Genomic DNA, 12814 nt, shown 5'->3' with positions numbered 1-12814 from the left:
ATTTCAATCAGCCAACGGCGATAACGCCCTAAAATGAACACTTTGTCATACTTTTATCCATCCGCATATCCCGCGAGACGACGCATTACACCTGATGTACACTGAGCCGACGCTAAGTTGTTTAACCAAGGTGGGACGTGTGGAATTGTTGTCTGAATATGGCTTGTTTTTAGCAAAAATCGTGACCGTTGTGCTGGCTATCGCGGCGATTGCCACCATTATCGTGAATGTTGCCCAACGTAAGCGCCAGCGTGGCGAACTGCGGGTTACCAACCTCAGCGAACAATATAAAGAAATGAAGGATGAACTGGCGATGGCGCTGCTCGATAGCCATCAACAGAAACTCTGGCATAAAGCGCAAAAGAAAAAGCATAAGCAGGAAGTGAAAGCCGCCAAAGTAAAAGCCAAACGGGGCGACAGCGACACGTCGGATAAACCGCGCGTCTGGGTGCTGGATTTCAAAGGCAGTATGGATGCCCACGAGGTCAGTTCACTGCGTGAAGAGGTGACGGCCGTACTGGCGGTGGTGAAACCGCAGGACCAGGTGGTGGTGCGTCTGGAAAGCCCTGGTGGCGTTGTGCACGGCTACGGCCTTGCCGCATCACAACTGCAACGCTTACGCGATAAAAAGATCCCGTTGACCGTGACCGTGGATAAAGTCGCGGCGAGTGGCGGTTACATGATGGCCTGTGTGGCGGACAAAATTGTCTCCGCACCCTTCGCGATTGTCGGTTCGATTGGCGTGGTTGCGCAGATCCCCAACTTCAACCGTTTCCTGAAAGGCAAGGATATCGATATCGAGTTGCATACCGCCGGACAGTACAAACGGACGCTGACGCTGCTGGGTGAGAACACCGAAGAAGGGCGGCAGAAGTTTCGTGAGGATTTAAACGAAACCCATCACCTGTTTAAAGATTTTGTCCATCGTATGCGTCCGACTCTGGACATTGAACAGGTTGCGACGGGTGAACACTGGTACGGACAGCAGGCGCTGGAGAAAGGGCTCATTGATGAGATAAATACCAGCGACGAGGTGATCCTTGGGCTGATGGAAGGACGAGAGGTACTGAACGTTCGCTATCTGCAACGGAAGAAACTGGTCGATCGGGTGACAGGCAGTGCCGCGGAAAGTGCCGATCGGCTGCTCCTGCGCTGGTGGCAGCGCGGACAAAAACCGTTGATGTAAGAGACGGTATTAATGAAAAACGCGAGGCTCCAAGGCCTCGCGTTTTTGCTTTAATCAATCAGGTGATACTTTTCAGAAAGTACATGCGCCAGATGTTTAAACATATTGAACACGGCAGTGCTCTTTGGCGTGGGTAAACCTTGCTCGTCTAAAAAGTAATCCCCACTGAAGACCAACACCCCATTTCGCTGGGTCACACCGGTGGCAACAATGCCCGCCAGCGTATCTTCATGCTCACGAATGATTTTGTTGGCTTCAATCAACAGTGTTTCGCGATCGATAGGTTGTGTCTCTTTGCGCATTTTTTACTCCTTAAACAAGGGCATTAGTCTACGCCGACCGACTCTTTTGGGCAAATATTCCCTCAGTGTGTACAAGGGGTTGTCAACCTTTGCTGACTGGCAGGATTTAGTTTTGCATGCTAATAAAGTTGCGTAACGAATTTTATCAGGTACAGTGTGACGCTTTCGTCAACCAGGCAACAGATTTGCTTGACATTCGACCGAAATTCCGTCGTGCTATAGCGCCTCTGTGCGAAAAAACCTGTCAACTCAGTCACCTGGCTATTTAGTGTACAGAGTCAGTACAAGGGGTTGATATCCGCAGACGCAGGGACCATATCCGTGGCTCGTCGCCAGTGGATGGTGTATCAACGTGCGACGCATTCCTGGAAGAATCAATTTAGGTAAAGGTGAATATGGGTAAAGCTCTTGTCATCGTTGAGTCCCCGGCAAAAGCCAAAACGATCAACAAGTATCTGGGTAATGACTACGTGGTTAAGTCCAGCGTCGGTCATATCCGTGACTTGCCGACCAGTGGCTCAGCAGCTAAAAAGAGCGCCGACTCTACCTCCACCAAAACGGCTAAAAAGCCCAAAAAGGATGAACGTGGCGCGCTCGTCAACCGTATGGGCGTTGACCCGTGGCACAACTGGGATGCGCACTATGAAGTGCTGCCCGGTAAAGAGAAGGTCGTCTCTGAACTGAAACAACTGGCTGAAAAGGCCGACCACATCTATCTCGCAACCGACCTTGACCGCGAAGGGGAAGCCATTGCATGGCACCTGCGGGAAGTGATCGGGGGTGATGACACGCGTTACAGTCGCGTGGTGTTTAACGAAATTACCAAGAATGCGATTCGTCAGGCGTTTGAAAAGCCGGGCGAACTGAACATTGACCGGGTTAACGCTCAGCAGGCACGTCGCTTTATGGATCGCGTGGTGGGCTATATGGTCTCGCCGCTGTTGTGGAAAAAGATTGCTCGCGGTCTGTCAGCCGGTCGCGTTCAGTCCGTGGCGGTGCGTCTGGTCGTTGAGCGTGAGCGCGAGATTAAAGCGTTTGTACCGGAAGAGTTCTGGGAAATTGATGCCAATACCACCACGCCTTCCGGCGATGCGCTGCCTTTGCAGGTGACCCATCAGAACGACAAGCCGTTTCGTCCGGAAAACCGTGAGCAGACGCTTGCGGCGGTAAGCCTGCTGGAGAAAGCGCGCTACAGCGTTCTGGAACGTGAAGACAAGCCGACCAGCAGCAAGCCGGGCGCGCCGTTTATCACCTCCACGCTGCAACAGGCGGCCAGCACGCGTCTCGGTTTTGGCGTGAAAAAGACCATGATGATGGCGCAGCGTTTGTACGAAGCGGGCTACATCACCTATATGCGTACCGACTCGACCAACCTGAGTCAGGATGCCGTGAATATGGTGCGCGGTTACATCGGCGACAATTTCGGCAAGAAATATCTGCCGGAAAGTCCGAATCAGTACGCCAGCAAAGAAAATTCGCAGGAAGCACACGAAGCGATTCGTCCTTCCGACGTCTCCGTGCTGGCGGAAACGCTGAAGGATATGGAAGCCGACGCGCAAAAACTGTATCAGCTGATCTGGCGTCAGTTTGTCGCCTGTCAGATGACCCCGGCGCAGTACGATTCCACCACCCTAACCGTGGGTGCGGGTGATTTTCGTCTGAAGGCGCGCGGTCGTATTCTGCGCTTCGACGGCTGGACGAAAGTGATGCCCGCGTTGCGTAAAGGTGATGAAGACCGGACGCTGCCGGCGGTGAATAAAGGTGATGCGCTGTCTCTGGTTGAACTGATCCCGGCTCAACACTTCACCAAGCCACCGGCGCGCTTCAGCGAAGCCTCGCTGGTGAAAGAGCTGGAAAAACGCGGAATTGGCCGTCCGTCGACCTATGCGTCGATCATTTCGACCATTCAGGATCGTGGCTACGTGCGGGTGGAAAACCGTCGCTTCTATGCGGAAAAAATGGGTGAGATTGTCACCGATCGTCTGGAAGAGAATTTCCGCGAGCTGATGAACTACGATTTCACCGCGCAGATGGAAAACAGCCTCGACCAGGTCGCGAATCACGAAATCGAATGGAAAGGCGTGCTCGACAACTTCTTCAGTGATTTTACTCAGCAACTCGACAAAGCGGAGAAAGATCCGGAAGAGGGCGGGATGCGTCCGAACCAGATGGTGTTGACCAGCATCGACTGCCCCACCTGCGGACGCAAAATGGGAATTCGCACCGCCAGTACCGGCGTGTTCCTTGGCTGCTCGGGTTATGCGTTGTCGCCGAAAGAGCGCTGCAAAACCACCATTAACCTGGTGCCGGAAAACGAAGTCCTGAACGTGCTGGAAGGTGATGACGCGGAAACCAACGCCCTGCGCGCCAAACGTCGTTGTCAGAAGTGCGGTACGGCGATGGACAGCTACCTGATCGATCCGAAGCGCAAGCTGCATGTTTGTGGTAATAACCCGACCTGCGACGGCTACGAGATCGAAGAAGGCGAATTCCGTATCAAAGGGTATGACGGTCCGATCGTCGAGTGCGAAAAATGTGGCTCTGAGATGCACCTGAAGATGGGGCGTTTCGGTAAGTACATGGCATGCACTAACGACGAGTGTAAAAACACCCGTAAGATCCTGCGTAACGGTGAAGTTGCACCGCCGAAAGAAGATCCGGTTCCGCTGCCCGAGTTGCCGTGTGAAAAATCGGATGCGTATTTCGTGCTGCGTGATGGCGCTGCCGGGGTCTTCCTGGCCGCCAATACTTTCCCGAAATCCCGTGAGACGCGCGCGCCGTTGGTGGAAGAGTTATACCGCTTCCGCGATCGTCTGCCAGAAAAACTGCGTTATCTGGCCGATGCGCCGCAACAGGATCCGGAAGGCAATAAAACGCTGGTGCGTTTTAGCCGTAAGACCAAACAGCAGTATGTTGCCGCTGAAAAAGACGGGAAAGCGACCGGCTGGTCTGCCTTCTTTGTTGATGGCAAATGGGTCGAAGGCAAGAAGTAACCGCCCACGGTGCAGTTGTGCTGAAGAGGGTCGCGTAAGCGGCCCTTTTTTTGTTTTTATAGCGGACTTATTATTTTTTACTCACCGCTATACAGCCTGTTTATTAATGATATAGTGGTTATAGTTAACGGCTTTTTTATTATTAAATCGTATTAGCAGCGCATCACTGCCTGCTCTGAAACGATGACCTGATGGCGCTAATCTGGATGGTTTAACATGAAATTACAGCAGCTTCGCTACATTGTTGAGGTGGTGAATCACAACCTTAACGTCTCCTCCACCGCGGAAGGCCTTTATACCTCGCAACCGGGTATCAGTAAGCAGGTTCGCATGCTGGAAGACGAACTTGGCATCCAGATCTTTGCCCGTAGCGGTAAGCATCTGACTCAGGTGACGCCGGCTGGTCAGGAGATTATCCGCATTGCGCGCGAAGTGCTCTCCAAAGTGGATGCGATAAAGTCCGTTGCCGGTGAGCATACCTGGCCGGATAAAGGCTCTCTCTATATTGCGACGACGCATACCCAGGCGCGTTATGCGCTACCGAATGTGATTAAAGGTTTTATTGAGCGCTATCCTCGTGTGTCGCTGCATATGCACCAGGGATCGCCGACACAGATCGCTGAAGCGGTTTCAAAAGGAAATGCCGATTTTGCCATCGCTACCGAGGCGCTGCATCTGTATGACGATCTGGTTATGTTGCCATGCTATCACTGGAATCGTTCGATTGTGGTGACGCCTGAGCATCCGCTGGCCAATAAAGGGTCGGTGACCATTGAAGAACTGGCACAGTATCCACTGGTGACGTACACCTTTGGCTTTACGGGGCGCTCTGAACTGGATACCGCGTTTAACCGCGCAGGTTTGACGCCACGTATTGTCTTTACGGCGACTGACGCCGATGTGATCAAAACCTACGTGCGTTTAGGCTTAGGAGTGGGGGTGATTGCCAGCATGGCCGTCGATCCGCTGTCTGACCCGGATCTGGTTCGCGTGGACGCCCACGACGTCTTCAGCCACAGCACGACAAAGATTGGTTTTCGTCGCAGCACGTTCCTGCGCAGTTACATGTATGATTTCATTCAACGTTTCGCCCCGCATTTGACGCGTGACGTGGTGGATACCGCCGTGGCGTTGCGCTCGAACGAAGAAATAGAAGAGATGTTTAAAGATATCAAATTACCTGAAAAGTAATCGTCACAGAAAACGGTCGGTATCTTTTGTTAGCAGGAGATACCGAAAGTTTTAATTAAATCGCCATTGGTTTTATTAAGGCTGGCGTAATAATAATGTCCACATGATGATTATGGATAATCAACCGTAAAGTAGTGTCTTATTCCCCGCCTCGCAAATTTCCCTTTTCAAATATTTATTTTCGATCAAAAGATTGATTTATTCACTGGAAACGATTCGTAAATTCACTGGATTTTTGACTAAAGTTTCATTAGGATTTGTCTCATCTGATGATTAATTGTACCGATTGTTGGTGCTTAAATGATAAGTGATGCCGATTGTATGAGGTTAGCAATGCCGTCTGAAAACCAGGAGCCACGTCGGGACCCTGAGATGAAACGCAAAGCCTGGCTTGCGGTTTTCCTGGGCTCAGCGCTGTTTTGGGTCGTGATCGCACTGTTGATCTGGAATGCCTGGGGGTAAAAATGGAGGTTCACGACCCACAACAGACGTCGTTACCTACATGTCACTCTGGTGACACTGTACGAGAAACGAAAAAAGGCGCGTGCGTGAAAACTGTTCCCAAATCCTGGAAGCTGACTCAGCAACAGCAAAAGTTTATTGAGTTATTCGACGAAGACGATCAACAGAAACAATAATCGTCACCATTCTTATTACCGTTTCTTTTGTACCGATAAATTATCACGGTGCGCTTTTACCTATACACCGCAGCAATAAAGCGTTGAGAAAGTCTCAACACAATGTATTAAACAAAACGGGTATAGCCGATGATGTCTGCAAATATGAAATACTGGTCCTGGATGGGCGCATTTTCCGTCTCGCTGCTCTTTTGGGCTGAACTGCTCTGGATCGTGATGAATTAATCTCAACCCTTCCGCCTGATGGCGCTACGCTTAGCAGGCTCATATGTGGCCTGAGCAACACATTGATATCGAAAAGTCTGTAGAACAGGTAAGCCTTAGCCGCCACCCGGCATAAACACAAATCTACAGGTTGCCAGCAATCTGAAACCTCGCTACGGCGAGGTTTTCTTCCCCCTCATACACGCGCTCGTCCTCACTTGTATCTTCGCCGTTCGGTTTTTCCTCTTTTATCAATTTGGGTTGTTATCAAAACGTTACATTCTGTTTGTGTTATCTTTAATATTCACCCTGAGGAGAATCAGGGCATCGCAACCCTGTCATTAAGGAGGAGCTATGTCGTCAACCCTACGAGAAGCCAGTAAGGACACACTGCAGGCCAAAGACAAAACCTACCACTATTACAGTCTGCCGCTGGCTGCGAAATCTTTGGGCGATCTCACCCGTCTGCCCAAATCACTGAAAGTCTTACTGGAAAACCTGCTGCGCTGGCAGGACGGCGATTCGGTTACCCAGGACGATATCCAGGCGCTGGCAGGGTGGCTAAAAAATGCCCATGCCGATCGCGAAATTGCCTACCGTCCAGCACGCGTACTGATGCAGGACTTTACCGGCGTCCCGGCGGTGGTGGACCTCGCCGCAATGCGCGAAGCGGTAAAACGCCTGGGCGGCGATACGGCGAAAGTGAATCCTCTCTCGCCAGTGGATCTGGTGATCGACCACTCCGTCACCGTTGACCATTTTGGCGATGATGATGCATTCGAAGAGAACGTGCGCCTTGAAATGGAACGTAACCATGAGCGCTATGTGTTTCTGAAATGGGGCCAACAGGCCTTCAGTCGCTTCAGCGTCGTGCCGCCGGGAACCGGTATTTGCCACCAGGTTAACCTGGAATATCTTGGCAAAGCGGTGTGGAGCGAATTGCAGGACGGTGAATGGGTGGCTTATCCGGACACGCTGGTCGGCACAGATTCACACACCACCATGATTAACGGTCTGGGTGTTCTGGGCTGGGGCGTGGGTGGTATCGAGGCTGAAGCGGCAATGTTGGGGCAACCTGTCTCAATGTTGATCCCGGATGTGGTGGGTTTCAAACTGACCGGAAAACTGCGTGAGGGGATCACTGCAACGGATCTCGTGTTAACCGTCACCCAGATGCTGCGTAAGCACGGTGTAGTCGGCAAATTTGTCGAATTTTATGGCGACGGGCTGGATTCCTTACCGCTGGCTGACCGGGCCACCATTGCCAATATGTCGCCGGAATATGGTGCGACCTGTGGTTTCTTTCCGATCGACGGCGTGACGCTGGACTATATGCGGTTGAGCGGACGCAGTGAAGACCAAATCGAACTGGTGGAGAAATACGCGAAGGCGCAGGGGATGTGGCGCAACACCGGTGATGAACCGATCTTCACCAGTACCCTGGCACTGGATATGAATGATGTTGAGGCAAGCCTCGCCGGACCGAAACGTCCGCAGGATCGCGTTGCACTCGGCGATGTGCCGAAAGCCTTTGCTGCCAGCAGCGAACTGGAACTGAACACTGCGCAGAAAGACCGTCGGCCAGTAGAGTATGTGCTAAACGGACAGTCATATCAGCTTCCTGACGGTGCGGTGGTCATCTCGGCCATTACCTCCTGTACCAACACCTCTAACCCCAGCGTGCTAATGGCGGCGGGTTTGCTGGCGAAAAAAGCCGTTACGCTGGGACTGAAGCGTCAGCCGTGGGTGAAAGCGTCGCTGGCGCCAGGGTCGAAAGTGGTGTCAGATTATCTGGCAAAGGCGAAACTGACACCGTATCTCGATGAACTGGGCTTTAATCTGGTGGGATATGGCTGTACGACCTGTATTGGTAACTCTGGACCGCTGCCGGAGCCTATCGAAACCGCGATTAAGAAGGGCGATCTGACCGTAGGCGCGGTGCTGTCAGGCAACCGTAACTTTGAAGGTCGTATTCACCCGCTGGTGAAAACCAACTGGCTGGCGTCACCGCCGCTTGTCGTTGCCTACGCGCTCGCGGGCAATATGAACATCAACCTGGAGAAAGATCCGCTCGGCCACGATCGCAAAGGCGATCCGGTCTATCTGAAAGATATCTGGCCGTCGGCGCAGGAAATTGCCCGCGCCGTCGATCTGGTCTCTTCAGAAATGTTCCGCAAAGAATATGCGGAAGTGTTCGAAGGGACGCCTGAGTGGAAAGCGATCAATGTTGACCGTTCAGACACTTACGGCTGGCAAAATGACTCGACCTACATTCGCCTGTCGCCGTTCTTTGACGAGATGCTGGCGCAGCCAGCACCGGTGACCGATATTCACGGCGCGCGCATTCTGGCGATGTTGGGGGATTCGGTGACCACTGACCACATTTCTCCGGCCGGGAGTATTAAAGCTGATAGTCCTGCAGGGCGGTATCTGCAAAACCACGGCGTGGAGCGCAAAGACTTCAACTCCTACGGTTCGCGACGCGGTAACCACGAAGTGATGATGCGCGGGACCTTCGCTAACATCCGTATTCGCAACGAAATGGTGCCGGGTGTGGAAGGCGGAATGACGCGACATCTGCCTGGCACCGAGGTGTTGTCTATCTATGATGCGGCTATGCAGTATCAGCAGGAGAACATCCCGCTGGCGGTGATTGCTGGTAAAGAATATGGGTCGGGTTCCAGTCGTGACTGGGCGGCGAAAGGGCCGCGATTGCTGGGAATTCGCGTCGTCATTGCGGAGTCGTTCGAACGTATCCACCGCTCCAACCTGATTGGGATGGGGATCCTGCCTCTGGAGTTCCCACAGGGTGTTACGCGCAAAACGCTGGGGCTAACCGGGGAAGAGACTATCGATATTGCCGATCTGCAACAACTGAAACCTGGCGCGACGGTGCCGGTGACGTTAACCCGGACCGACGGGAACAAAGAGGTGGTGCAGTGCCGTTGCCGCATCGATACCGCGACCGAGTTAACTTACTACCAGAACGATGGCATTTTACATTACGTGATTCGTAACATGCTGAAGTAAGTCGTAAAAAAGCCTGCATGACACGATGCAGGCTTTTTTTAACGCATGGCTTACTTACTCAACAAGTGACCCATCTTGGCCGCTTTGGTATCCAGATAATGTTCATTATTGGGATTACGGCCCACAATCAGCGGGACCCGCTCCACGATATTGATCCCGGCTTCAGTGAGAATCTCAACTTTCTTCGGGTTATTGGTGAGCAGACGTACTTCGTCAACGCCCAGCAGCTTGAACATATCCGCGCAGAGGGTGAAATCGCGCTCATCCGCGGCAAACCCTAACTGGTGATTGGCCTCTACGGTGTCGTAGCCCTGGTCCTGCAACGCGTAGGCGCGAATCTTATTGAGCAGGCCGATGTTACGTCCTTCCTGACGATGATAAAGCAGAATACCGCGTCCTTCTTCCGCAATATGCGTCAGGGCGGCTTCCAGTTGAAAACCACAGTCGCAGCGCAGGCTGAACAAGGCATCGCCCGTCAGACATTCTGAATGGACACGGGCCAGAACCGGCGTCTGACCTGAAATATCACCATATACTAACGCGACGTGATCGTGTCCGGTTGCCAGTTCTTCAAATCCCACCATCAGGAAATCGCCCCATGGGGTTGGCAGTTTGGCTTCTGCCACTCGTTTAAGCTGCATGTGTTTCTCCAGATAATGCCGGCACGCGATGTTGTGCCGTTGCCTGTTGGCTTATCTTCTTATTTTGCCATAAGGCGACGGACTTCACCTAATCGCCGCCGCGCAATCATCCTGCGAATGGCACAAATCTGTCAATTTCCCCGAACAGGGGATTTTTCGGTTATGATTGTGACACTTATCCGTTAAAGAGGTGTTCATGCTGTCGATTGCAAAGCGTACTGCGGCTGGCGCGGGATTGTTGTTGATTATGCCCGTTACCGTGTGGGTGTCCGGCTGGAGCTGGCAACCGGGGCAGGATACCGGATGGCTAAAAGCGATGTACTGGATAACCGAAACGGTCACTCAGCCGTGGGGTATCATCACACATGTTATTCTCTGTGGCTGGTTCTTCTGGTGTTTGCGCTTTCGTCTTAAAGCGGCGGTAATGCTTTTTACTATTCTGGCGGGGGCGATCCTGCTAGGTCAGGGCGTCAAGTCGTGGGTGAAAGAGCGGGTACAGGAACCGCGTCCTTTCGTGATATGGCTGGAAAAAACGCATCATATTCCGGTTGATGAGTTCTACACTTTAAAACGTAAGGATCGCAGCGACCTGGTGAAGGAGCAACTTACCACCCAGCAGGCTATTCCACACTTTTTACGCCAACACTGGCAAAAAGAGACCGGGTTTGCGTTTCCGTCAGGTCACACGATGTTTGCGGCAAGCTGGGCGCTGCTCGCTGTCGGCTTATTGTGGCCGCGACGCCGGACGGTGACGATTGCCATTTTACTGGTGTGGGCGACGGGCGTGATGGGCAGTCGTTTGCTGCTCGGCATGCACTGGCCGCGTGATCTGGTGGTCGCGACGCTGATTTCATGGGCGCTGGTGACGCTGGCGACCTGGCTTGCACAGCGGTTCTGCGGGCCTTTGACGCCGCCGCCAGAAGAAAGGCAGGAGATTGCTGAACGTGAGCAAAACCGCTGACCAGGGTTGATTTTGACTGGTTTACCCTTAAATCATCCAATAGCTGACTGCTTTCCCATTTCGCACACGCCGTGAAAATGGTAATTTAAAAGGCTAAATGCGGTAAGTTGAACACGATTTATTCGCTTAAACCACATAACGGGAAGTAATGTGAAATATTTACTCATTTTCTTACTGGTGTTGGCGATATTTGTTATCTCGGTAACATTGGGTGCGCAGAACGATCAACAGGTGACATTTAATTACCTGTTGGCTCAGGGCGAGTATCGTATCTCAACCTTGTTGGCCGTTTTGTTCGCTGCGGGTTTCGCCATTGGTTGGTTGATCTGCGGTCTTTTCTGGCTGCGGGTTCGTGTTTCTCTGGTGCGTGCTGAACGTAAAATTAAACGACTGGAAAACCAACTCTCGCCTGCGACAGACGTTGTGGTGACGTCTGGTACGTCGGTCGCGAAGGAATAATCGTTTATGCTGGAGTTGTTGTTTCTGCTTTTACCTGTTGCTGCCGCCTATGGCTGGTATATGGGTCGCAGAAGTGCGCAACAAACAAAACAGGATGAAGCTAACCGCCTGTCCCGCGATTACGTCGCGGGGGTTAACTTCCTCCTGAGCAACCAACAAGATAAAGCGGTGGATCTGTTCCTCGATATGTTGAAAGAGGATACCGGCACCGTTGAGGCTCATCTCACCCTCGGAAACCTGTTCCGCTCTCGCGGCGAAGTCGACCGCGCCATCCGTATTCACCAGACTCTCATGGAAAGCGCCTCGCTGACCTATGAACAGCGGCTGCTGGCGGTTCAGCAGTTAGGCCGTGATTACATGGCCGCCGGGCTGTATGACCGGGCGGAGGATATGTTTAATCAGCTTACTGATGAAACGGAGTTTCGCGTAGGCGCGTTGCAGCAACTGTTGCAGATCTATCAGGCGACCAGTGACTGGCAGAAGGCCATTGAGGTTGCCGAGCGACTGGTCAAACTGGGTAAAGATAAACAGCGTATCGAAATCGCCCATTTTTACTGCGAACTGGCGTTGCAACAGATGGGCAGCGACGATATGGATCGCGCCATGGCGCTGCTGAAAAAAGGGGCAGCGGCGGATAAAAATAGCGCCAGGGTTTCTATCATGATGGGCCGCGTCTGGATGGCGAAGGGCGATTACGCGAAGGCCGTTGAATGTCTCCAGCGGGTGATTTCCCAGGATAAAGAACTGGTCAGCGAAACGCTGGAAATGCTCCAGACCTGCTATCAACAGCTAGGTAAAAATGATGAATGGGCGGAATTCTTGCGCCGTGCGGTAGAAGAAAATACCGGCGCGGCCGCAGAACTGATGCTGGCCGATATTCTCGAAGCGCGCGAAGGGACGGAGACCGCGCAGGTGTATATTACCCGTCAGCTCCAGCGTCATCCGACGATGCGCGTATTCCATAAGCTGATGGATTATCACCTTAACGAAGCCGAAGAGGGTCGTGCAAAAGAGAGCCTGATGGTGCTGCGTGATATGGTGGGCGAGCAGGTGCGTAGCAAGCCGCGCTACCGCTGCTCTAAATGCGGTTTTACCGCGTATACCCTGTACTGGCACTGTCCATCCTGCCGCGCCTGGTCAACGATTAAGCCAATTCGTGGACTTGATGGATTGTAATTTTTAAAAAAAAATCCGCTTTAGTTACAACAT

General features: G+C 52.5%; 12 protein-coding genes. 10 read left to right on the top strand and 2 right to left on the bottom strand.

The window, feature by feature from the left end; translation table 11 throughout:
* The first annotated feature begins 139 nt into the window (after window positions 1-139).
* On the top strand, window positions 140-1186 hold the full coding sequence (gene sohB, locus HVX64_RS12745; protein WP_043000534.1) for a protease SohB: 1047 nt from the start codon (window positions 140-142) through the stop codon (window positions 1184-1186).
* 50 nt (window positions 1187-1236) lie between these two features.
* On the opposite strand, the gene HVX64_RS12740 is transcribed toward sohB, so the two are convergent.
* The gene (locus tag HVX64_RS12740) at window positions 1237-1488 is read right to left on the bottom strand and encodes a YciN family protein (protein ID WP_042318668.1); all 252 of its coding nucleotides are present in this window, start codon (window positions 1486-1488) and stop codon (window positions 1237-1239) included.
* A gap of 395 nt (window positions 1489-1883) precedes the next feature.
* Here HVX64_RS12740 and topA point away from each other — a divergent pair, with 395 nt between their 5' ends.
* From topA to acnA, 6 genes are all read left to right on the top strand, one after another.
* On the top strand, window positions 1884-4481 hold the full coding sequence (gene topA, locus HVX64_RS12735) for a type I DNA topoisomerase (protein ID WP_043000535.1): 2598 nt from the start codon (window positions 1884-1886) through the stop codon (window positions 4479-4481).
* Between the two features lie 216 nt (window positions 4482-4697).
* Complete coding sequence (gene cysB, locus HVX64_RS12730) at window positions 4698-5672, top strand: HTH-type transcriptional regulator CysB (protein ID WP_043000536.1); 975 nt, start codon at window positions 4698-4700, stop codon at window positions 5670-5672.
* Window positions 5673-5993: 321 nt separating this feature from the next.
* Window positions 5994-6134 carry a YmiA family putative membrane protein gene (locus HVX64_RS12725; RefSeq protein WP_212807457.1) on the top strand — a complete coding sequence of 47 codons (141 nt, stop codon included), beginning with the start codon at window positions 5994-5996 and terminating at the stop codon, window positions 6132-6134.
* A 2-nt stretch (window positions 6135-6136) separates the two neighbouring features.
* Window positions 6137-6310, top strand: coding sequence for a hypothetical protein (locus HVX64_RS24135; protein WP_224267581.1), 174 nt, complete (start codon window positions 6137-6139; stop codon window positions 6308-6310).
* Window positions 6311-6439: 129 nt separating this feature from the next.
* Window positions 6440-6535: a small membrane protein YmiC gene (gene ymiC, locus HVX64_RS24130; RefSeq protein ID WP_224267580.1), complete on the top strand. Its 96-nt coding sequence runs from the start codon at window positions 6440-6442 to the stop codon at window positions 6533-6535.
* 333 nt (window positions 6536-6868) lie between these two features.
* Entirely contained in the window at window positions 6869-9544 is a 2676-nt protein-coding gene (acnA, locus tag HVX64_RS12720) for an aconitate hydratase AcnA (protein WP_043000537.1), read from the top strand.
* 50 nt (window positions 9545-9594) lie between these two features.
* Here acnA and ribA read toward each other — a convergent pair whose 3' ends face one another.
* Window positions 9595-10185 (bottom strand): GTP cyclohydrolase II, encoded by a 591-nt coding sequence (gene ribA, locus HVX64_RS12715; RefSeq protein ID WP_044257729.1) that lies wholly within the window; start codon window positions 10183-10185, stop codon window positions 9595-9597.
* A gap of 196 nt (window positions 10186-10381) precedes the next feature.
* On the opposite strand from ribA, the gene pgpB reads away from it, so the two are divergent.
* From pgpB to lapB, 3 genes are all read left to right on the top strand, one after another.
* Window positions 10382-11146, top strand: coding sequence for a phosphatidylglycerophosphatase B (gene pgpB, locus HVX64_RS12710; RefSeq protein ID WP_044257730.1), 765 nt, complete (start codon window positions 10382-10384; stop codon window positions 11144-11146).
* A 150-nt stretch (window positions 11147-11296) separates the two neighbouring features.
* Window positions 11297-11605: a LapA family protein gene (locus tag HVX64_RS12705; RefSeq protein WP_042318731.1), complete on the top strand. Its 309-nt coding sequence runs from the start codon at window positions 11297-11299 to the stop codon at window positions 11603-11605.
* Between the two features lie 6 nt (window positions 11606-11611).
* A complete protein-coding gene (gene lapB / locus HVX64_RS12700; RefSeq protein ID WP_043000540.1) occupies window positions 11612-12781 on the top strand; it encodes a lipopolysaccharide assembly protein LapB in 1170 nt (389 codons plus the stop codon).
* Window positions 12782-12814: the final 33 nt, after the last annotated feature.

Source organism: Citrobacter sp. RHB20-C16, assembly GCF_013890155.1.
Taxonomy (GTDB): domain Bacteria; phylum Pseudomonadota; class Gammaproteobacteria; order Enterobacterales; family Enterobacteriaceae; genus Citrobacter_A; species Citrobacter_A amalonaticus.
This window is presented reverse-complemented; position numbering and strand designations above follow the sequence as displayed.

Excerpts from the sequence above, each read along its gene's own strand:
- pgpB (WP_044257730.1), top strand. The coding sequence starts at position 10,382 with ATGCTGTCGATTGCAAAGCGTACTGCGGCTGGCGCGGGATTGTTGTTG.
- cysB (WP_043000536.1), top strand. The coding sequence starts at position 4,698 with ATGAAATTACAGCAGCTTCGCTACATTGTTGAGGTGGTGAATCACAAC.
- HVX64_RS12740 (WP_042318668.1), bottom strand. The coding sequence starts at position 1,488 with ATGCGCAAAGAGACACAACCTATCGATCGCGAAACACTGTTGATTGAA.
- lapB (WP_043000540.1), top strand. The coding sequence starts at position 11,612 with ATGCTGGAGTTGTTGTTTCTGCTTTTACCTGTTGCTGCCGCCTATGGC.
- HVX64_RS24135 (WP_224267581.1), top strand. The coding sequence starts at position 6,137 with ATGGAGGTTCACGACCCACAACAGACGTCGTTACCTACATGTCACTCT.
- acnA (WP_043000537.1), top strand. The coding sequence starts at position 6,869 with ATGTCGTCAACCCTACGAGAAGCCAGTAAGGACACACTGCAGGCCAAA.
- topA (WP_043000535.1), top strand. The coding sequence starts at position 1,884 with ATGGGTAAAGCTCTTGTCATCGTTGAGTCCCCGGCAAAAGCCAAAACG.
- ymiC (WP_224267580.1), top strand. The coding sequence starts at position 6,440 with ATGATGTCTGCAAATATGAAATACTGGTCCTGGATGGGCGCATTTTCC.
- ribA (WP_044257729.1), bottom strand. The coding sequence starts at position 10,185 with ATGCAGCTTAAACGAGTGGCAGAAGCCAAACTGCCAACCCCATGGGGC.
- HVX64_RS12725 (WP_212807457.1), top strand. The coding sequence starts at position 5,994 with ATGAGGTTAGCAATGCCGTCTGAAAACCAGGAGCCACGTCGGGACCCT.